Here is a 19,635-nt window from a genome sequence, read left to right as displayed (position 1 = left end):
CAAGGTTGCCGCCACTGTTGCCATCAAAGCCCCAACGTTTCATTAGGCACCTTGATGCGGAAGGAAATATCATCATTTTCTAAGTCGAATTTTTCTGCTTTTACTTTGAAGTTACTCTTCATTTCCATTTGGGTAATAGCAATATAAATCGTTTCCTCTTCAGGGTTAACGACCACCCAGTCAGGAGTCGGATAGCTTTTATTCAGATATTCCAGCACTTTTCTTTTTGGCAGGTATAACAATCCCAAGGAAATATCCTTTTGTTTGAGGACAAGGTCACCGTTTTCCTGGACAATCGGCTCCAAATGGATGGAAAAAGGAATCTCCGCGCTAAAGGCCTCGAGGGAACCGGTAAACTCCACATCATCCTCCATGGTTACCTCATACTTTCCGATAGTATCGTTGGACATTTGATCCACATAAGCATTGACCAGCTCACTTAAGTTTTCTTTGCTGGAAGTGACCGTGAATTCAGCTCCCGGAGTTTGCTCCAGCTCCTCCCAATCAAGTGACGGGTTTGACCAGGAAGGAATAAATATCAGAAACAGAAGGAGGAGGATAACCGCGGCATTTATTCCCGCAAGTACGAGAAACCAACGTTTCCAGTGTCTCTGTTTCTGCAATTTTTCTTCACTCATTGTTCTATTCCCCTCTTGTTAAAGCTTATTCGGAACGCTCTATTTCCGGCCGGATATATTCAAGTACCCGTTCCGCCATTAATTTATAACCGGTGTTATTTGGGTGAAAATTATCTTCGTAAAGTAAGTCCTGATTCGTATTTGCAAACAAATCTTTGGTTGGAATATAGTTGACTTGTTCATATTCTAAAGCCACTGTACTCCCAGTACTGTTCCAATCATCGATGATCTGCCCTAATTGTTCGACATCACTGAAGTAATTTTCAAATGGATTATAAAAGCCGATTAAATAGATGGTGGCATCAGGATTTAATTCCAACATCTTATCAAATATTTTTCGGAGCCGTTCCATGTAATTTGCCTGTTCCTTCACAAATGGTTCGTACTCCAGATTGGTGAAGTTGTTTTTTACTACTTTCATTATATCATTCGCCCCAATGGTGACGAGGACGATGTCGGCCTCTTCGATGGAGGCCTTTATCTCGGTCTGGTCCAGCCGTTTTAACAGCTGGTCGGAACGATTTCCCCGTTTACCATAGTTGACGATGTCCACTTTTTGTTGTCCATCATCGTTCAAGGTATTCCCGAGAATCCCCACATAACCGCCATTATGAGAGGTATCACCGACTCCTTGGGTCAGGGAATCACCGATCGCGACGATGTCCAGATCCTTTTTGACAAATAACCCAAGGGCGCTCTCGATTACCTGGCTGACCTTATCTTTGATATCCTCTGCCAACGGTTGTGTTTCTTCTTCCGTCTCTTCAGCTTTTTGAAGTTCAGTGTCATCTGGTATTTCTTCTGTGACTTCAAGATCTTTCTCCTGGGTTTCCGGACGGATATTTTTTTCGGCATTGTCGCTTTCTGACGTCTGCATCGCCTGAAAAGTGACAATCGCCAGCAGCAAAATCAACAAAATGGCACCGATGATAGTCTTGGAGTATTTATTTCGCAACGTTATCACACCTATTAGGAATTGATAAAAAATCAGTATTAAAAGAGACTGTTCAAAAAGTTTCTTCGAATTTCTTCGTTGGCTTGCTTTTCCGCTACTCACGCATTAATTGTACACGTTCTGTTGCTCAAATCTACACAGCCTCGAACTTCTTGGTCCTTTTCATTTACTTTAGAACACGCACTAAAAGAATATTCCCTTCGCCCCACTTTCAAAAACGTGGGAAGGAGGATTTCGATCTTCACCTGACATCGAAAAAGCATCGGCACAGGCCGATGTATCGTTAGTAATAGTATACAATATGATAACACGTCTTGCGCTATCAGCGATAATTATTTTCATGGGGAATCACTGGAAAAAGGGAAGGTGGAGAGGGAGTCATAAACCGGACCACAAGAGGACGTCCGGTTTATGAAAGTAAGCGATCTGGCATGTATTCGTCAGGCCCACCACATTTCACCCACGGGTTCTCTCAGCATGATGGGCTGAAGGTTCTCGACTGCTTTGCTGAACCCTTCGTCAATGGACATCAGTCCATCTTCATGTTCAATGCTGACCACGTAATCATAGTCGACCAGGCGCAAGGCACTGACTATATCGGCCCATGTTTTACGTCCATGCCCATACCCTACCGTACGGAAATACCAGGCTCTGCTGCGCAGTTCTGTATAAGGTGTCATATCGGTTAAACCATGCATGTTCGTATTCTGCTGATCAATGATGGTATCTTTCGCATGAAAGTGATGTAGGGCACCTGCATCTCCGAGTATTTTGATGGCTTCCACAGGATCAATCCCCTGCCACCACATATGACTTGGATCTAAATTCGCTCCGATTGCGGAACCGCAAGCCTTTCGTAGCTTTAACATGGTTGCGGGCGTATGTACGGAAAACCCGCCATGCAATTCCAGTCCGATTTTTACGCCGTTGGCAGCTGCATAGTCGTTTATTTCTTTCCAATATGGAATTAGTTTTTCATCCCATTGCCACTTTAACACTTCCTGAAAATCGTGCGGCCAGGCTGCCACCGGCCAATTTGGATAAAGAGCACCTTCATGGTCCCCGGGACAGCCGGAAAATGTGTTCACAACCTTTACACCTAACTGAGATGCTAATTTAATGGTATTCCGGAGTAATGTGTCCGCGGGTACAGCCACTTTTTCCTGGGGATGGAGCGGGTTGGAATGGCAACTTAAAGCGCTGATCATGAGTCCTTTATCGGTCAGTTTTTGCATCATTTCCTGCTGAGCGGTTGGCTCATCGAGAAATTCCGCAATAGGGCAATGCTCGTTTCCGGGGTACCCTCCGGTTCCGAGCTCAATTGCTTCCAATCCTCTGGAAGAAACATAATCGAGCATGTCATCAAACGGTTTGTCTGCGCATAAAACAGTAAAAACACCTAACTTCATCATCTTTCCCTCCTCCATCATTATCAGAAAATGTAGATTTGTAATCCATTACATAAATAAATAAAGTTAAGAGAAACATTGGGATAAAACGGTTGACATCAAAAGAATCTTTCAGTACTATTTGTATTGTAAACGATTACAAAAAATTACGCAATACAGAAAGAAGGACTGGGGAAGATGGCAACAATCCACCAAGTGGCCAAACAAGCAGGAGTCTCGGTTGCAACGGTTTCCAGAGTTTTAAATGGGCAAAACTCCGTGACGGCGAAAACGAGAATAAAAGTAGAAGATGCAATCAAAAAATTAAATTATGAACCTAGCCTCCTTGGTCGGAATTTGAGAAACTCAGAAAGCAGATTGCTGCTTGTCCTCATCCCGAATATCTCCAATCCTTTTTATTCGGAAATCATCAATGGCATTGAAAACACGGCTATCGAATTGGACTATAATATCCTTTTGTGTGAAACCGACACAAATGCTGAACGAGAGAACATCTATTTTGATTTGGTCCGCAAAAAAATGGCCGATGGTATCATTTCCATGGACCCGGCTGTGAACACCGACACCCTTATCCGACTCGCCGAAAATCATGCGATCATCCAGTGCAGCGAGTATGCTGTCGACAGTGGCATCCCATACGTGACCATTGACAACGCTGAGGCAGCTTATCGCGCGGTGAAGTATCTGATAAAAATCGGGCATCAGCAAATCGCTTTGATCAACTCCGACAAAAAATACCTGTATGCGCGCCAGCGGCAGCTTGGTTACCAGAAGGCATTAGAAGAAAGTAATATGGAATTAGAGGACAGCTTGATTGTCCACACGCAAGGGTTGGATTTTTCTTATGGCCAGCAGGCAATGAAAAAGATTTTCATGCAGAAAGAACGTCCAACGGCGGTTTTTGCTGTATCCGACATGCTTGCGATTGGTGCGCTGAAAGAAATTCACAATCAAGGACTGAAAGTGCCGGAAGACATTGCCATCATTGGATTTGACAAGATCGCTTTTTCCAATATGACGCACCCTACTTTGACAACGATCTCGCAGCCGATGTATGAGATGGGGGAAGCTGCTGCAGATATGCTGGTTAAGAAAATTCAAGGAGAAGAAGTGGAAAGTCTCATTCTGGATCATGAATTAGTCATTCGGGAGTCTACTTTAGGTTAATCAGCAACTAAGACTGGCATTGTGGTATCAAATGAATATTGATACTAGAGTGCTGGCCTTATATGTAAACGATTACATTAAAGCGAGCTTCCAATAACAAAAAAGGGGTGGAGAAGTGAGAAAACTACTTGTTTTGTTCTTGTCTATGTTGGTTTTATGGGGACTTGCAGCATGTGGAAGCGGAGAGGAGAGCGGTGGCGAAGCATCAGGAGCAGACGGCGAACTTAAAATCGGTATTTCCTTGCCATCTGCAACACACGGCTGGATGGGAGCATTAATCGACAATGCGGAAAAACAAGCACAGGAAATAAAGGAAGCAGAAGGAATCGACTACGTGATGACCAATGCGGCGGATCCAAACAAGCAAGCAAATGATGTAGAAGATTTAATTTCCCAAGAGGTGGATGTCATTGTGATGCTGCCGATCGAATCTGCAGCCTTGTCTCCTGTTGGGCAAAAAGTAAAAGAAGCAGGTATTCCGTTAGTAATCGTTGACCGGGAACTTGAAAATGATGCGGCGACTGTTGTGGTTAAAGGGGACAATAAAGGGATTGGAGTCAACGCAGGAAAATATTTTATTGAACAGTTGGAGGGAACTGGAAAAGTGGTCGAGATTACCGGCCCTCCGAGTTCTGTCACGAACCAGAGGGGGAGCGGATTCCAGGAAGCGATGGATGGGGAGGATGGCATAGAGGTTATTGCTTCGCAAAATGGGGATTTTTCAAAAGAAGCATCACTGGAAGTTATGCAAAATATTTTGCAAGCGCATTCACAAATAGATGCGGTGTTCACCCAGGATGATGAAATGGCGTTAGGCGTCCTCCAGGCAATCAATGAGGCGGATCGGGAAGATATCCAATTTATTACAGGAGCCGGCGGCAATAAAACCGTGTTCGAGAATATGCAGGAAGATGGATTGATCAAGGCGACCTTCCTCTATTCGCCGACAATGGTCCGGGATGCCGTGACCATTGCGGCAGATCTTGCGAAAGGAGAAGAGCCGGAAGAAAAAATGGTAGTGAAAGAAGCCACCAAGGTAACCAAAGATAATGTAGATCAATTCTATAAGGAAGACTCCAAGTATTAAGCTGACAGCGTGTAAAAGGAGAGCCACGGGAAAAGGGAATACAATCGACAAGCATTGTATTCCCTCTTTCTGATAGGGAGAGGTGTTGAATGAGCGGTAATTATGTATTGGAAATGGAAAATATCGATAAATCCTTTAATCGTGTTTCTGTTCTCAAACAGGCCGGTATCCGTTTGGAACAGGGAGAAATACATGCTCTGCTAGGGGAAAATGGAGCCGGTAAATCAACCTTGATGAATATTTTGGGAGGCATTTTTCCTGCTGACAAAGGCACGATCAAGGTGAACGGTGAGCAAGTAGAGATAATCGACCCGCGAATCTCACAGCAGCTCGGCATTAGTTTCATTCACCAGGAATTAAATGTAGTAGCGGATTTGAAAGTGTATGAAAACATGTTTTTAGGGGTGGAAAGAAGGAACCGGTTCGGGCTGCTGAAGGTAGAAGAAATGTGCCGGAAGACGAACGAGGTCCTTGCCGAACTAGGTGTGGAAATCGACCCAAAGGCCTATGTTCGCCAGTTGGATGCTTCCTACAAGCAATTGATCGAGATTGCCAGGGCTTTGCTTCAGGATTCCAAAATCATCATCATGGATGAGCCGACTACAGCTTTGACGGAGCATGAAGTCTATCGGTTGTTTGCATTAATGAAAAATTTAAAAGCAGCAAATGTTTCGATTATTTATATTTCCCATAAGTTGAAAGAAATCCAAGAAATTTGCGATCGTTATACGGTTTTACGGGATGGAAAAGTAGTCGGCTCAGGCCGGATGGCTGACCAAAGCTTGGATGCCATTACAAAGCTGATGGTCGGCAGATCTGTGTCGGAAGAGCATTTAATTCAACAGCATGAACCAGGAAGGGAAATGCTCAACGTAACAGGGTTGACAAGCCCTGGTCTTTTCCGTGGCATACATTTTGCACTGCGTGCTGGAGAAATTCTTGGTTTTACCGGGCTGGCCGGTGATGGACGTACAGAGTTGTTTGAAAGTATTTTTGGATTCAGAAAGAAATATTCCGGCAGTATAGAGGTAGAAGGGCATCCTGTTCAAATTAACCATCCTAAACAGGCATTGCAGGCTGGAATTGGATTTGTACCAAAAGACCGAAAAGAGAATGCTATTATAAAAGATTTAAGTGTCTACCACAACATCAGTATATCTTCTCTATCCCACTTTGAGCGGTTTGGTTTCCTTCAACCGAGTCGGGAAAAGTCCCGATTTCATCGATTCAAAGAATCATTGAATATAAAGGTGCATGATCCCAGGGTGACCATCGATAAGCTTTCCGGAGGCAATCAGCAAAAAGTTGTCCTGGCAAAATGGCTGGAGGTTGATACTCCCATTCTCGTCTTTGACAACCCGACCCAGGGGATCGATATCGGAGCAAAACGGGAAATCTATCAATTAATCGCCCGGTTAGCTGAACAGGGCAAAGCGATCATCATTCTATCATCCGAAGCGCCGGAAATTCTCAAAATCTGTCACACTATTCATGTGATGTACCAAGGGGAGATCACGGCAAAATTGAAACGGGACCAAGCGAGCGAGGATGAAATCATGAAATATGCCACCGGATCAAAAAGGGAGGTAGAACACATTGGCTAGTCCAGCAATCAAACAGGAAAGTACAGAAATGTCGAACAAAAACAGGCACTTGTCCTGGCTCTGGTCCGAATATAGTGTAATCATTGCTTTTGTGGTCATTTTTGTCCTGGCATCCTTGTTAAATCCCCGATTTCTAGACGTGAATAATCAATTGAATATTCTGATGCAGGTCTCGATTATCGGCATCGTCGCCTTAGGGATGACCATCGTCATGCTTTCGGGTGGTATTGACTTGTCAGTCGGCTCCGTCCTGGCACTTGTCGGGGTCGTTTCGATTTTGTCCCTGAATGCGACAGGAAGTATCTTGTTAGCAATCGTGACAGCATTTATAGTCGGATCATTTGCGGGTCTGTTGAATGGACTGATGGTCGCCAAGGGGAGGATTGCTTCGTTTATTGCCACTTTGGGTATGATGGCGGGGGCGAGATCGATTGCGCTCTATATTGCTGACGGTGGCAGTATCTCTGGAGAGGTATCCAGCTTCACGGTGATAGCAAACAGCGAATTATGGATCATCGATTATCCAATTATCATTTTTTTAGTAATGACAGGCCTTGTTTACGTGTTGATGCAAAAGACGCGATTTGGCAGGTATGTTTATGCGATTGGGAGCAATGAGAAGGCGGCTCTGTTATCCACTATACGTGTCGACCGTGTCAAAATAGGTGTCTACAGTTTGGCAGGTCTCCTCGTAAGTATTGCGGCAATCATTGAAACGTCGAGGCTGAACTCCATATCTTCCTCCAGCTCCGGTCAGGCTTATGAGTTGGATGCAATCGCCGCGGTCATTATCGGAGGGACGAGGATGACAGGTGGGCGAGGGAAGGTTCTTGGGACGTTTTTCGGCGTTTTGATTCTCGGTATTTTGAACAACATGATGAACTTGATGAATGTATCACCACATTTACAGGGATTTGTAAAGGGCTTGATCATCATCGTCGCAGTAGTTTTCCAAAAGCGGGAATAGGAGGATGTCTATGAAGTTGAAGGCAGGCATTATTGGCTGCGGATCGATTACCAGGTTTCGCCATGCCCCCGAGTACAAAGCGAATCCATTTATTAAGGAAATTGTCTTTTATGATCGAAATCCCGAAAGGGCAGAGCTCCTGGCCAATCAATTTGCAGGATCGGTTGCTCAATCGTTGGACGACTTGATAGCAGATTCGACGATCGACATTATTAGCGATTGTTCCTCGAACGAATTTCATCCTAACAATACCGTTAAAGCGTTACTAGGCGGAAAGCATGTTCTTTGTGAAAAACCGATCGCATTAACCCTTGAAGGAGCAGAACAAATTGTCCAGGCGCAGAGAACGTCTAAGAAGAAATTGATGATCGATCATAACCAGCGCTTTACGAAGGCACATCAAAAAGCCAGACAGTTAATAGAGCGTAAAGAACTTGGAGAAGTCCTTACTTTTAAAACGAGCTTCGGCCATGCAGGACCTGAACGATGGGGGGTTAATAAAACGAATTCCACCTGGTTTTTTTCCAAGGAGCGTTCCGGCTTGGGAGTTGCCGGCGATTTAGGGATTCATAAAATCGATTTGCTGCATTATCTGTTGAATGATGAAATAAATCAGGTAAGTGCCTTTCAAGGTTCTTTAGATAAAACAGGCATTACAGGGGAACCGATAGAGGTGTGCGACAATCTTGTCTGCACCTTGAAAACAGCCGGCGGGCGCATTGGGACGGCTTCTTTTTCCTGGACCTACTATGGCGAAGAGGATAACAGCACGATTATTTATCTGACGGGTGGAATGATAAAAATCTACCATGACAAGGAGTACCCGCTAATTGTCATGGAAAAAGATGGTGCAGTAGCCAAGTATCAATTGGAAACCATCCAGACCAATGATAAGCAAACGAATAGCGGTGTAATCGATTCTTTTGTGGAGAGTGTCCTTCATAACCAGGAACCACCTGTTACCGGAGAAGATGCACTTGTTTCATTAAAGGTCATCCTGGGTATCGTGAAAGCGGCAGAAACAGCGACGGTTGTTCAGGTTAACCAACGAGTAGGTAAAGTAGAAACCAAGAAGGTATAAAGCAGGCAGAGTACTGCACAGAACACAATAGTACAGGTTTGGGGCGCTATGCTCTCGGGAATTGTCTTGTAACACAAGATAAAGCAATTTCTGAAAGGGAGCGATAGACATGAAAGAATACAGCGTAACACCAAACAAAAATGCTGAAGGCTGGTATGTAAAAATCGAAGACGTAGCTCCGACTGATTTATACAGCAAAAAAGACGATGCAATTGCAGAAGCAGAAAAGTTGGCTTCAAACGATACACCAAGCCGACTGATGATTTTAGACGAAAACCACGAAATCGTGGAAGAAAAGAAATACTAAGACAATAGCCCTTCAACAGCAAAAAGCCAGCTCACCATGAGCTGGCCTTTTTAGAGCGGGTCAGGGGTCAGTCCCTCTCCAGCTCATGATAGAATAATTACCCCTTGGAGGGTCAGTCCCCCTGATTGTTAGAATCCTTGGCAGACAAGGATTCAAGCGAAAAAACAACCTGAAAAAGGATGAACTCGGCTTGATGGGGACTGACCCTCTAAGAGCAAAGGCGATGGATATTCCTGAAGGAGGGACTGACCCCGCCTACCCTGACCCCGCCTACCCCGCCTAGTTTATTTCGTGCATTTTATTGAATATGTTGCTCCTTAATGGCCTCTTCTATGGTACGCTGGTAAAAACTATAAAGTTGTTGGGAATGGGGAGGAAACGAACAATGGACACTACACGGCAAAACAGCAATGCATGGGATCAGAAAGTAGCGGAAGGCTCGCGTTATACAAAATCAGTAAGTAGCGAAATCATTGAAAAGAGTAAGGCCGGTGAGTGGGAAATTACTGTAACAACGGAGAAAGCAGTACCTCGCAACTGGTTCCCGAAGCGCTTAGTGGGAATGAAAATACTTTGCCTTGCATCAGGTGGAGGGCAACAAGCCCCTGTACTTGCTGCTGCGGGTGCGGAGGTAATCGTCACCGACATATCAAGTAAGCAGTTGGAACAGGACCGGTTGGTAGCAGAACGGGACGGATTGTCGTTATGCACCGTGCAAGGGGATATGCGTGACTTAAGTGTCTTTGAGGACGAATATTTTGATATGATCATCCACCCTGTTTCCAATTTATTCGTGGATAACATCCATCCGGTGTGGAAAGAAGCGGCAAGGGTATTAAAAAACAATGGAACTCTAATCGCCGGATTTACGAATCCGCTGCTGTTTATTTTTGATGATCAGCAGGAACAAAAAGGGATTCTTGATGTGAGGCATCCCATCCCCTCTTCGACTTTAGATCAATTGCCTGAAGGAGAAGTAGAGGATTACATTCGTTCCAACCAAACCATTGAATATGCGCATACCATGGAGGAACAAATACAAGGGCAAATCGACGCCGGCTTTGCAATAATGGGTTTTTATGAAGATGATTTCGGAGGAACACGGGTTTTGGATCAATATATCAAAACGTTTATCGCGACCAAGGCAGTAAAACTCGTTTTGTGAGTCTGTCAAAAACAAAAGTCAGCTCATCCTTAGATGAACTGACTTTTCTATCAGGCCGCAGGTACTTCTTTTCCAACCAATGCTGCCTGAATCATATAACGTTTTGGCGCAGAGCCAATAAAGTCAAAAAGATAACAGGTTGTAAGTGTCCATGTCGGTTCTTCTTTTGCAATTACCGAATGATCATCTTTATCTGTTACCCAAGTTTTGTTGACCTGATAATCATAAGTCACTCCTTCAAAAGTGACGTAGAGATGTTCTCCATTTTATACTTGATTCACGTGACAGGAAACAGTATCCCCATGTGTTTTCTTAAAGCAAGCACCAGTAATCCTAAGGCACTAACGATAATACCGAACATCATCATCGTTGGCAGGGAAGTAGCTGTATCCGGCGTTTGTCCACCCTGAGCAGAAACATTGTTTCAGCCACCATGAAGAAATGATGTTTAGTTTGCTAAGTCTTTGTCTTCCGAAGCAATGGAAGCAATCCTTTTTGGATTTTTAAAAAATTGAAATGCTGTTGAAAGAAAGATTGTAAAAAAGGCTATTGTCAGTAGGTAGAATGCGGTAGAGGTAATGGTTAGCTGAAGAAGTGTTTTTCCTAGTGCTGTTTGTATGCCGATCATTCCTAGTGATAAGTTCCAAACCCCTCCAGTCAAGTGGATCAGTTTCCGTTGTTTTCTCTTATCAGAATAGGATTGGACGAAGGCCCAGGCAAGGATTGGCATAACTTGTAATCCGTGAAACCCCAAACCATGGAACAAGATAATGTTTCCATCCATGCCGACAAATCGTCCCTGTAATACAATCATCCAGACACCAGCCGCAAAGGAAATCAGCGTTGAAAGAATACCGTATCTTAAACCGAGGGTGCAAATTGGATTTTGTTTCAGCATAACAGGCTGGAAAATGTAGAAGGCCAACATAATGTATATCCCGACTATACACAGGGATACAAGTCCGAAAACCCCGCCAGCAACTTGGTCAATCAGATTTCCGGCTACTGAAAAACGAGGGTTTATTCCTCGAATGTGCTGAATGGTTTCTGCGCCGTAACTATATAGACTACAAATGAAGAGACCCCATCGAAATAGTCTTTGTTTAGAGTCAGGCATCTTGACCAAAGGTAGTAGTATGGCCGTCGTTATTAAAAAGACTCCAATAGCGACATTAAAAGATACGGCTTTAAACAAATCCCCTTCCGGAGGAATAGCAGCTCCCTTGAAAAGCACAATGAAAAGACAAACACCGCCAAGAAGAAGGCCGATTCCTCCAGTGAACAGTAACAAGCGTTCTCGAACAAGCCATGAGCGATAAAAAAGATGATTTCCTTGAGCTGTTTTCACCATCTTTCAACCTCCTTAATAAGATAGTAATTAAGAAAAAAGTAACATACCGACGGTCGGTACGCAAGCGGTTTACAGAAACTTTACACCTCTGTATAGTTAAGTTATATGATCACTAGGAGTGTACAGAACATGTATGAGAATGAAAGCTTCCAGAAACTAATCAAAGTCACAGAAGAGATTATCTCTGAAAAAGGGTGTCAGAAGACAACGTTGAATGAAATCATACAGCGTAGCGGTCTTTCGAAAGGTGCAATCTATCATTATGTTAAAAGTAAAAATGAATTGTTTGTCTTAGTGTTGAAGCATCAATTAGAACAAGTTGATAAGCAGTTTCACACTAGTATCAAGGAACAAAAAGAAGCAGAATTGGGCGAGCCACTTCGCCAGACGTTAAAATCCTTTATTCATTCTAAGTCCAGCGTTTCCAACCAAATTTTCTTTTATTTGATAAGTCACCAAAATAAAGCAGAAGATCAAGAAATCTTAGAGGAATTCCAGGAAGCATTTTTTCAGCATTCCGTAAAGTGGATTAATGCAGGGCAAAATAGAGGACCGATACCTGATACATTGGATGCTGAAAAAATATCTGCCTTCTTCACTATTCTGGGGTATGGTATGAGGGTACAAGCTATGATATCTGAAAGGGAGGAGTTGTTATCCCAAGAAGACGTTTTTCAATTGATGAGGTCAACACTGTCCAACACGCCGATTTCATTTATGGATAAAAACGGATTCAGGCAGGAGTCATAGCCCTTCATCTTATCACGCATAGGCGCCGTTACCAATAGTTATCTATGTTAAAATAAACGCAAAACACCAAGAGACAACCAATTCGGATAAAATGCAGATTGGGGTTTTGATGATGAAAAAAGTGATCCTCGCAGGGGGAACAGGCTTTATCGGTAATTATTTCAAAAGTAGGTTTGAAGAGAAGGGATATGACGTAGGTATTATATCAAGACAGCCCTCTTACATATCATGGGACGACAGGGATGCCATCAAAGAAGCATTGGAAGAGGCGCATTTGCTCGTCAATCTGGCTGGTAAATCGGTCAACTGTCGTTATCATGATAAAAACAAGCGGGAAATCCTGCAATCAAGAATCGACACGACGACCATTCTCGGCGAAGCCATCAAGGCTTGTGATAACCCGCCGCCGGTTTGGCTTAACGCCAGTACCGCTACGATATACCGGCATGCGGAAGATCGGCCGATGACGGAAACAAACGGAGAAATAGGCACGGGCTTTTCTGTGGATGTGGCGGAAAAATGGGAAGAAGTATTCTTTTCTTTTGATTTACCGAATACAAGACAAGCTGCTCTCCGAACTGCTATCGTTTTAGGGCCAGGGGGAGGGGTGATGACTCCTTATTTAAATCTGGTGAAATTTGGTCTCGGCGGTGTCCAGGGATCTGGAAAGCAAAAATTCAGCTGGATCCATGTGGAAGATCTGTTTCAAATTGTCCTGTTTTTGCAAGGAAGGGATGACTTGAGCGGTGTCTTTAATTGTGCAGCCCCCAACCCCGTCAGCAATCGGGAGCTGATGAAGCGATTAAGAACGGAAATGAATGCCCCGATAGGTTTGCCAGCACCGAAATGGATGCTGGAAATGGGAGCGGTATTGATCCGGACGGAAACGGAACTCGTGTTAAAAAGTCGCTGGGTAATTCCAGAACGTTTGGAACAGGAAGGTTTTCAGTTCAGATTCGATACGCTTGATAAGACGATAAAAGATATTCTTCAGCAGAACAAACGTGTTGGAATGCCGGGTTAAAATAGGTAACAAAAGCGGAATTTCTAGTGAAAGAGGGAGGGATAATCTTGGCAGAAATAGTTTTATTGTTTGTCATGGCAATCGCCGGCGGAATCATAGCTCTGTTCGGCTTTTTTGGTATGATTGGCAGAAAAATTTCTGAACCAAAAAAGGAACTGTAGCAAAGGGTTGAACAGCTGGAAGAAGAGGTACGGGAGCTGAAAAACAAATATTAGCTGTAATTGTTTCTATTAACCAATGGATAATCGAGACATAAATCTATAACCTTGGAAGCATGGGATGAAAATGGGATGGTGTAGGAAGGCAGTGAAGAATTTCTTATTGTTTTCTGAGGTGAAAAACATCGTCCAGCGTTGCATGAATGAACGCTGGACGATATTTTTATTGTTAACATGAGGAATTCGTATTGAAAAGGTGAAATAGAGTGTACAGTAAGTACCTAATGAGTCTTTACACTTTTGTTATATTAATCTAACTTTCTATGATATGTTGGTTATTTTATATGGAGGAAAATTAATGTTGCATATTAGGGTTCATGAAGATGCTACAAATTAATCAAATCCCTAGAGAACTTAAGATATCAAGTCCTACCGTAAAAAAATACCTGAAGGGGATATTAGAAGGAGTAAATTCACCTTGTCAAAAAAAGACGAGTACAGTGATCTTCTACTTTGAAAATGTCTTCATTAAAGTTAAAGCATGAGATCTTTGCTAAAGATCTATTTTAAGATAAAGCTTTCTAGTAAAACCTTAATTTGTTATTTAATACAAAGGTAAAAAATAATAAATTCATTATAAACCGGTTGCCCCATATCTGATACCTCTAATATTCCAATATACAAAAGCCGCTTGGATGATTCCAAGCGGCTTTTAAATGAGGGGAGTCCTTTTATTTTTCGTACTGGTACATGCTATATCAAGCGTGGACAGGCTGTTGTCTCGTATCTCCGCTTCTCAGTCTTACCGCTTCCTGATATGGGCAAAGACTTTCGACAACGGTAATCCCTTGCACGCGCGCCTGGTCGGTGACATCCAGGCTGGTTTCCTGAGAATCGAGCCATAGTATCTTTGTTTCAATCGGGCTTTCGTTTGCCAGTATGGCCTCAGCCGCCAGCGTGTCCTGTGTATAAAGCACATCGATTTCATCCTCGATCGCTGACAGGCTAGCCACTGGTGTCTCACTAAGGATCGGCTCACTTCCATTATGAACCGGAATGATTTTATAGCCGAGATTTTGCAACTTTGCTGCTGTCTGATACACCGGCAGATCAGCGTCGGGTTCTATTCCAAGTACGGCAATGGTCTTTTGCCGCAGTCCGTTTGTCCGGTCGAATGGTGAGTGAAGCGCCCACTGGATTGCCTTTTCGTTCGTAACCGTTACGGTAGGTTGTGTTCCGGTAGCTTTGGCGATTGCCTGGTCGAGATCCCGGATCAAGTCCTCTGCCGTTTCAATACCGATCGACAGACGAATCAATTCTTCCGTTACACCACTTTCTTTCAGTCCATCTGCATCCAGTTGCTGGTGGGTTGTAGAAGCAGGGTGGATGATCAGCGACTTGGCATCCCCGACATTGGCAACATGCGACCAAAGGGTAATGTTGTCGATTAGCTGTCGTCCGGCATCACGACCGCCTTTGATGCCGAAAGTAATAATCGAGCCGGCTTTTCCGTTTAAATATTTTTCTGCGAGCTGATGGGAAGGATGGTTTTCCAATCCCGGGTACGCAACCCATTCCACAGCTGGATGATCGCTTAAGTAAGCGGCGACCTGTTGAGCGTTTTGGTTATGTTTTTCGATACGGAGGTGCAACGTTTCCAAGCCTTGCAAAAGCAAAAATGCATTTTGCGGGCTTAGGCAGGCACCAATATCGCGTAACAGCTGTACACGTAACTTCGTAGCAAAGGCTGCCGGTGCAGTGTCGATCGCATAACGAATGCCATGATAGCTTTCATCGGGATTGATGAACTCAGGGAATTTTTCGTTGTTCCAGTTAAAACGCCCGCCATCGACGACTACACCCCCGATTGTTGTACCGTGTCCACCGATCCACTTGGTCGCGGAGTGGACGACGATGTCCGCACCCCAGGCGATTGGTTTGGTTAAGTATGGAGTGGCGAAGGTATTATCGATAATGAATGGAATATCCTGCTCATGAGCAATTGCAGCGATTGTTTCCACATCGAGTACATTCAGGCTGGGATTGGTAATGATTTCTCCGAAGACAGCTTTGGTTTTGTCCGTAATAGCTGCGCGGACTTTTTCCGGATCAGATGCATCAACAAAGGTGACATTGATTCCATAGCGAGGGAGCGTTTTGACGAACAGGTTATAGGTGCCGCCGTACAAATTGCTGTCGGCTACAATTTCGTCACCGCTCCCGGCAAGGTTCAGGATCGACAGGGTAATGGCAGCCATGCCGGACGAAGTGGCCACCGCTGCGACGCCGTCTTCTAAAAGAGCGATTCGTTGTTCAAATGCATCGACAGTCGGGTTCATGATTCTCGAATAAATGTTGCCTGGTTCGGCTAGGGCAAAAAGGTTTTGCGCATGCTCGGTATCGCGGAATACATAAGAAGTTGTTTGATAAATCGGGACAGCCCGGGACCCTGTAGCCGGATCTGGTGTCTGTCCTCCGTGAAGCAGTTGTGTTTCGGTACCTTGTAAATGAAATGGGTTTGTCATTTTAATTCCTCCTAAGTGTGATAATGCTAGGGAAAAATTGTACCTAAGGCCGTGGAAGCAGGTAATGAAATGTTGTGTTGGAAAGAGGGGAATAGAAAAGCCCCCTTCCTAAGAAGAGGGCGTATATCCGGAGTCCTCCTCTTATCTGTCAGATCATGGACCTGTAGGAATTGGCACCTTTTCAAGCATCATTGCCTGAAGGTTGCCGGGCATCATCGGGCCTAGTCCCTCCGCCGCTCTGGATAAGAGTCTCATTATTCAATTTGTTGGAAATTTCAATCTTTTAAAGAATTATAAATCACCCTATCGATCGAGTCAACCCCATTAAGAAAATTTTTTGAAATGGGGGACAGTCCCTTCCATCGCATTACGATGGAAGGGACTGTCCCCCCAATGCTCTACCAGGGTAAAGAATTTATTTGGTGTGCAGTTGGTTGGCTGCTTCGATGTCGAGCTGGTGAGTGCCTTTTCCGAATGTATCTGTTTGGTCACTGTCTTTCTCTTGCCATATATTGTCTGCCTGTAGTTGAACATCGGCCGAATCCGTATTAGTCAGATACACCTGATCAACCTCTTTTAGTGACCAGTCACTTTTGATTGTAGCCAGGTTCAGATGGGCTTCATCCAACCAGGACCGGACTTCGGTTTCCATGTTGCCGGGAATGGAAACAGTCGCAGTAAACCGGCTTACATCGTAGCCGAATCGGCTGGTTGGAGCCTCAAGCATTTCAATATATAAAGTATCACCAATCTGATGGAAAGAGGCGATTTCCTCCGGCTTGATATCCTTCTGGTTCATCGTGTTTGAATGGAAGGTGCCAAATATATGGACATCCCCTGTGTTATTCGTCTCCAGCGACGTTCCCTCGGCTGATTCCAAAACGATTTTTTTCACTTTTTCATCGATCTGTTTTTCGATCGGCGGCAATGTTGCTTCGACATCTTCTGCCTGAACAGTAGTTTTTATTTTGTCCAGCACTCCCGTTGAGGCGCCAATAAATAGAATAAGGGCAATCCCGCCAAGACAGGTAATAAAAATAATCGATAAAAAATCATATTTTACTACTGGCTGTTCCTGTTGGGACAAGTAGACGTAAAGGATGATTTCCACTCCTAAAACAACAAGGATAAGTGGAAACCAGGCCAGCAAAACCGTAGTTGCATCCCATTCGAGAAATTGAGAGAGCATGATGACCATTCCCAGTAAAACGAGTGCTGCACCCATCGAGATAGATCCTACCCGCCATTTCTTCATTGTTCATTTCCTCCCTTTTTCGGTTTCGACCCGATAATCAATCGGATTCCTCCGGCTATCAGCAACAGGCAAACGACCGATACTTGAAAATATTGGTGGTAGTAGTACCAAAGGTCGATTTGAAAGGCGTTACGTACCTGTTCAGCGATGACTGGCAGCAGGATTGAATCGGCAATGTAGAAAAGACCAAGCGCTAAAAGGGCAATGCCCAGCCATTTTTGATGGTTGGCCAAATACTTGACAATCGGTATGTCCTGAAGGTCTCCCTGTTCCGCTTTGTTTGTATGCTGCAAGGCATCGAAAAAGCTGAAAAACCAGATGATCGGTATCAAAAATAAAAAGATGGAGAGACGCAGAACGTCCAGCACATAGATAGACAGCAGGAATGCGGCCATTAACTGCAGGCCTCTTCGTTGTAATCCTAAATACATATGGCCTGCCCCTGGGAAAATCGCCAAAATAGTGGCTAGCATTTTGCTTTTCTTACCCTCTTCCCGATACTGATCCAGATCTTCGATAATGGTACGGTCTTCCAATGTTTCTCCGTTCTGTTTCTTATTCAATAGCTGAATCGCGTCAAAGAAGCTGTATATCCAAATAATCGGCATGGCCAGCAGAAAAATTAAAAAGCCTCCCTGATGGCTGACAAAGGCAACAAAGAAAATCATAGACGCTACTCCGAAAAACCCGGCCAAAAACGTTAGTCCTCTCTGGTTCAAGCCGAGCTGAAAATGGCCGACCCCAGGAATGAAAGACAGTAAAATCGTCGTGAATCGTTCATTGTAATTCTCGGGTTGGGAAACAATCGCACTCGGAGACGGAACAGTAGTGTCGGCCGACTGACCGGAAGTCTGTACTTTGCTGCGCATCAATAGGGTAATAATCATGTCGATGACATTTACTGCCCAAATCAAAAATGCGCCAAGGAGTGTCAAAGGAATGAACCCATTAAACGCAGAGATGAAATAAGCAAATGTTCCAAAGCCTATTGTGCCGAAGAAAAGTAACGGATAGAGCACCCCTTTACGTTTTTGACCAAGATACATATGGCCAAAGCCGGGAATAAGCGCTAAAAAGAAAGCAAGTACAGATGATTTATTCATTGATTTTCCTCCTTCATTAGTTGCGTCAGCCAGCTGTCCGTTTTTTGCATGAGGCTGTCTGTCATGGACGGCCGGCTATTTAGACTCGTTTGATCGGTTATATGCAAAACGCCCTGGAAGATGCCGCTTGCCATTAATACAATAGTTAGTCCAGCTGCCAATAAATAATGGCTTATGGTTTTTACTTCCTTGGATGTGGAGGATGCTTTTTTCTGTCTGTCCTTTTTGGGCAGTACTTGTTGAACGTTTATTTTGTCGATGGTTGCTTCGGTAAACGAATCGGCTAGATGCCCTGGTGTTTCCCATTGTTCAAGTAATGCAAGGTAATGGTCAAAACAGTGTTGGCAAGTCTCCAAATGAGCTTCGACTTGCTGTTGTTTCTGGTCATCGATTGTTTCGTCTATGTAGTGCCACAATTCCTCTTCAACATGAATCATTTAAAAATCATCCTCCTTCCAATGGGCTTTCATCCATTTTCGCGCTCGATACAGCCGTACTTCAATTGTCTTTTCGGCCAAATCGAGCTGATTAGCGATTTCGGCATAGGACATGCCTTCTAAATAATAGCAGCGGACAGCAAACTGCAGTTTTTCCGGAAGCTGATCGATTTGCTCTCTGATACGTTGTCTTCTTTCTCGCAGCAATACCTGTTCCTCCGCACTGTCAACCTGGCCATGGTGATATTCTTGACAGGGGCCATTGAAATCTTCCTTCATGCGCTGCTGTTTCCGACGGGAGTCGATCGCTTTATGGAAAGCTATCCGACCAAGCCAGGTTTTAAAACCTTGATGCTGGTAAGAGGGGAGAGCATCTACCATCTTGATAAATGTCTCTTGGGCGGCATCTTCAGCTGCTTTTTCATCATGCAACACGCTCATTGTCACTTTGAATACATGGTGCTTATAACGCTCGATCAGCAGCCGTAGCGCCTGTTGATTGCCCGATTTAATTTTCTTGATAAGCAGTTCATCTTGAATGGATGCTCCCCCTCTCCTGACCATTTCACTTTATAGACGAACCAACCATGCCCAACCCCTACAAAAAAATAATAAATTTTTGGGGTCAGTCCCTCCCATCGTATTACGATGG

At 44.1% G+C, this 19,635-nt stretch carries 18 protein-coding genes, 1 pseudogene and 1 riboswitch; of the genes and pseudogenes, 9 read left to right on the top strand and 10 right to left on the bottom strand.

All coding sequences use genetic code 11. The annotated features are described in order from the left end of the window. Positions 1 to 23: 23 nt before the first annotated feature. The 3 genes from ERJ70_RS17890 to ERJ70_RS17880 all read right to left on the bottom strand — a co-directional run bounded on the left by ERJ70_RS17890 (position 24) and on the right by ERJ70_RS17880 (position 3,002). A complete protein-coding gene (locus ERJ70_RS17890; RefSeq protein WP_209366096.1) occupies positions 24 to 638 on the bottom strand; it encodes a YpmS family protein in 615 nt (204 codons plus the stop codon). Between the two features lie 25 nt (positions 639 to 663). Beyond that, entirely contained in the window at positions 664 to 1,593 is a 930-nt protein-coding gene (locus tag ERJ70_RS17885) for an SGNH/GDSL hydrolase family protein (RefSeq protein WP_245208054.1), read from the bottom strand. Positions 1,594 to 2,033: 440 nt separating this feature from the next. Then, entirely contained in the window at positions 2,034 to 3,002 is a 969-nt protein-coding gene (locus ERJ70_RS17880; RefSeq protein WP_209369527.1) for a sugar phosphate isomerase/epimerase family protein, read from the bottom strand. A 177-nt stretch (positions 3,003 to 3,179) separates the two neighbouring features. Here ERJ70_RS17880 and ERJ70_RS17875 point away from each other — a divergent pair, with 177 nt between their 5' ends. From ERJ70_RS17875 to ERJ70_RS17845, 7 genes are all read left to right on the top strand, one after another. Further along, a complete protein-coding gene (locus tag ERJ70_RS17875) occupies positions 3,180 to 4,169 on the top strand; it encodes a LacI family DNA-binding transcriptional regulator (RefSeq protein WP_209366095.1) in 990 nt (329 codons plus the stop codon). A gap of 115 nt (positions 4,170 to 4,284) precedes the next feature. Next, on the top strand, positions 4,285 to 5,256 hold the full coding sequence (locus tag ERJ70_RS17870; protein WP_245208053.1) for a substrate-binding domain-containing protein: 972 nt from the start codon (positions 4,285 to 4,287) through the stop codon (positions 5,254 to 5,256). A gap of 89 nt (positions 5,257 to 5,345) precedes the next feature. Further along, entirely contained in the window at positions 5,346 to 6,860 is a 1,515-nt protein-coding gene (locus ERJ70_RS17865; RefSeq protein ID WP_209366094.1) for a sugar ABC transporter ATP-binding protein, read from the top strand. Continuing rightward, on the top strand, positions 6,853 to 7,827 hold the full coding sequence (locus ERJ70_RS17860) for an ABC transporter permease (RefSeq protein ID WP_245208052.1): 975 nt from the start codon (positions 6,853 to 6,855) through the stop codon (positions 7,825 to 7,827). The genes ERJ70_RS17865 and ERJ70_RS17860 overlap by 8 nt, the downstream gene beginning before the upstream one ends. Positions 7,828 to 7,837: 10 nt before the next feature. After that, a complete protein-coding gene (locus tag ERJ70_RS17855; protein ID WP_209366093.1) occupies positions 7,838 to 8,908 on the top strand; it encodes a Gfo/Idh/MocA family protein in 1,071 nt (356 codons plus the stop codon). 109 nt (positions 8,909 to 9,017) lie between these two features. After that, positions 9,018 to 9,215 carry a DUF2188 domain-containing protein gene (locus ERJ70_RS17850; protein ID WP_026570880.1) on the top strand — a complete coding sequence of 66 codons (198 nt, stop codon included), beginning with the start codon at positions 9,018 to 9,020 and terminating at the stop codon, positions 9,213 to 9,215. Positions 9,216 to 9,600: 385 nt separating this feature from the next. Beyond that, positions 9,601 to 10,380: a class I SAM-dependent methyltransferase gene (locus ERJ70_RS17845; protein WP_209366092.1), complete on the top strand. Its 780-nt coding sequence runs from the start codon at positions 9,601 to 9,603 to the stop codon at positions 10,378 to 10,380. A gap of 50 nt (positions 10,381 to 10,430) precedes the next feature. Here ERJ70_RS17845 and ERJ70_RS17840 read toward each other — a convergent pair. Together ERJ70_RS17840 and ERJ70_RS17835 are read right to left on the bottom strand one after the other, a co-directional pair. Beyond that, positions 10,431 to 10,634: pseudogene (locus ERJ70_RS17840) on the bottom strand (sortase domain-containing protein); the annotation flags it as partial. Between the two features lie 194 nt (positions 10,635 to 10,828). Next, the gene (locus ERJ70_RS17835; protein WP_209366090.1) at positions 10,829 to 11,731 is read right to left on the bottom strand and encodes a hypothetical protein; all 903 of its coding nucleotides are present in this window, start codon (positions 11,729 to 11,731) and stop codon (positions 10,829 to 10,831) included. A 129-nt stretch (positions 11,732 to 11,860) separates the two neighbouring features. Between ERJ70_RS17835 and ERJ70_RS17830 the strand changes: the two genes are divergently transcribed. Continuing rightward, entirely contained in the window at positions 11,861 to 12,481 is a 621-nt protein-coding gene (locus tag ERJ70_RS17830) for a TetR/AcrR family transcriptional regulator (protein WP_209366089.1), read from the top strand. Between the two features lie 109 nt (positions 12,482 to 12,590). After that, entirely contained in the window at positions 12,591 to 13,505 is a 915-nt protein-coding gene (locus tag ERJ70_RS17825) for a TIGR01777 family oxidoreductase (protein WP_209366088.1), read from the top strand. 916 nt (positions 13,506 to 14,421) lie between these two features. Here the strand turns inward: ERJ70_RS17825 and ERJ70_RS17820 are convergent. The 5 genes from ERJ70_RS17820 to ERJ70_RS17800 form a co-directional block, all read right to left on the bottom strand. Next, positions 14,422 to 16,188, bottom strand: coding sequence for a PLP-dependent aspartate aminotransferase family protein (locus ERJ70_RS17820; RefSeq protein WP_209366087.1), 1,767 nt, complete (start codon positions 16,186 to 16,188; stop codon positions 14,422 to 14,424). 138 nt (positions 16,189 to 16,326) lie between these two features. Next, positions 16,327 to 16,437: riboswitch (SAM riboswitch) on the bottom strand. A 166-nt stretch (positions 16,438 to 16,603) separates the two neighbouring features. Continuing rightward, entirely contained in the window at positions 16,604 to 17,443 is an 840-nt protein-coding gene (locus tag ERJ70_RS17815; protein ID WP_209366086.1) for a hypothetical protein, read from the bottom strand. After that, a complete protein-coding gene (locus ERJ70_RS17810) occupies positions 17,440 to 18,546 on the bottom strand; it encodes a hypothetical protein (protein WP_209366085.1) in 1,107 nt (368 codons plus the stop codon). The genes ERJ70_RS17815 and ERJ70_RS17810 overlap by 4 nt, the downstream gene beginning before the upstream one ends. Further along, the gene (locus ERJ70_RS17805) at positions 18,543 to 18,983 is read right to left on the bottom strand and encodes an anti-sigma factor family protein (protein ID WP_209366084.1); all 441 of its coding nucleotides are present in this window, start codon (positions 18,981 to 18,983) and stop codon (positions 18,543 to 18,545) included. The genes ERJ70_RS17810 and ERJ70_RS17805 overlap by 4 nt, the downstream gene beginning before the upstream one ends. Further along, positions 18,984 to 19,547 (bottom strand): RNA polymerase sigma factor, encoded by a 564-nt coding sequence (locus ERJ70_RS17800; protein ID WP_209366083.1) that lies wholly within the window; start codon positions 19,545 to 19,547, stop codon positions 18,984 to 18,986. Positions 19,548 to 19,635 lie beyond the last annotated feature (88 nt).

It is taken from the genome of Sediminibacillus dalangtanensis, assembly GCF_017792025.1.
In the GTDB taxonomy this organism is placed as follows: Bacteria; Bacillota; Bacilli; order Bacillales; family Amphibacillaceae; genus Sediminibacillus; species Sediminibacillus dalangtanensis.
Note: the sequence above shows the minus strand (reverse complement) of the source record. Positions and strands in the feature narration are given on the sequence as shown.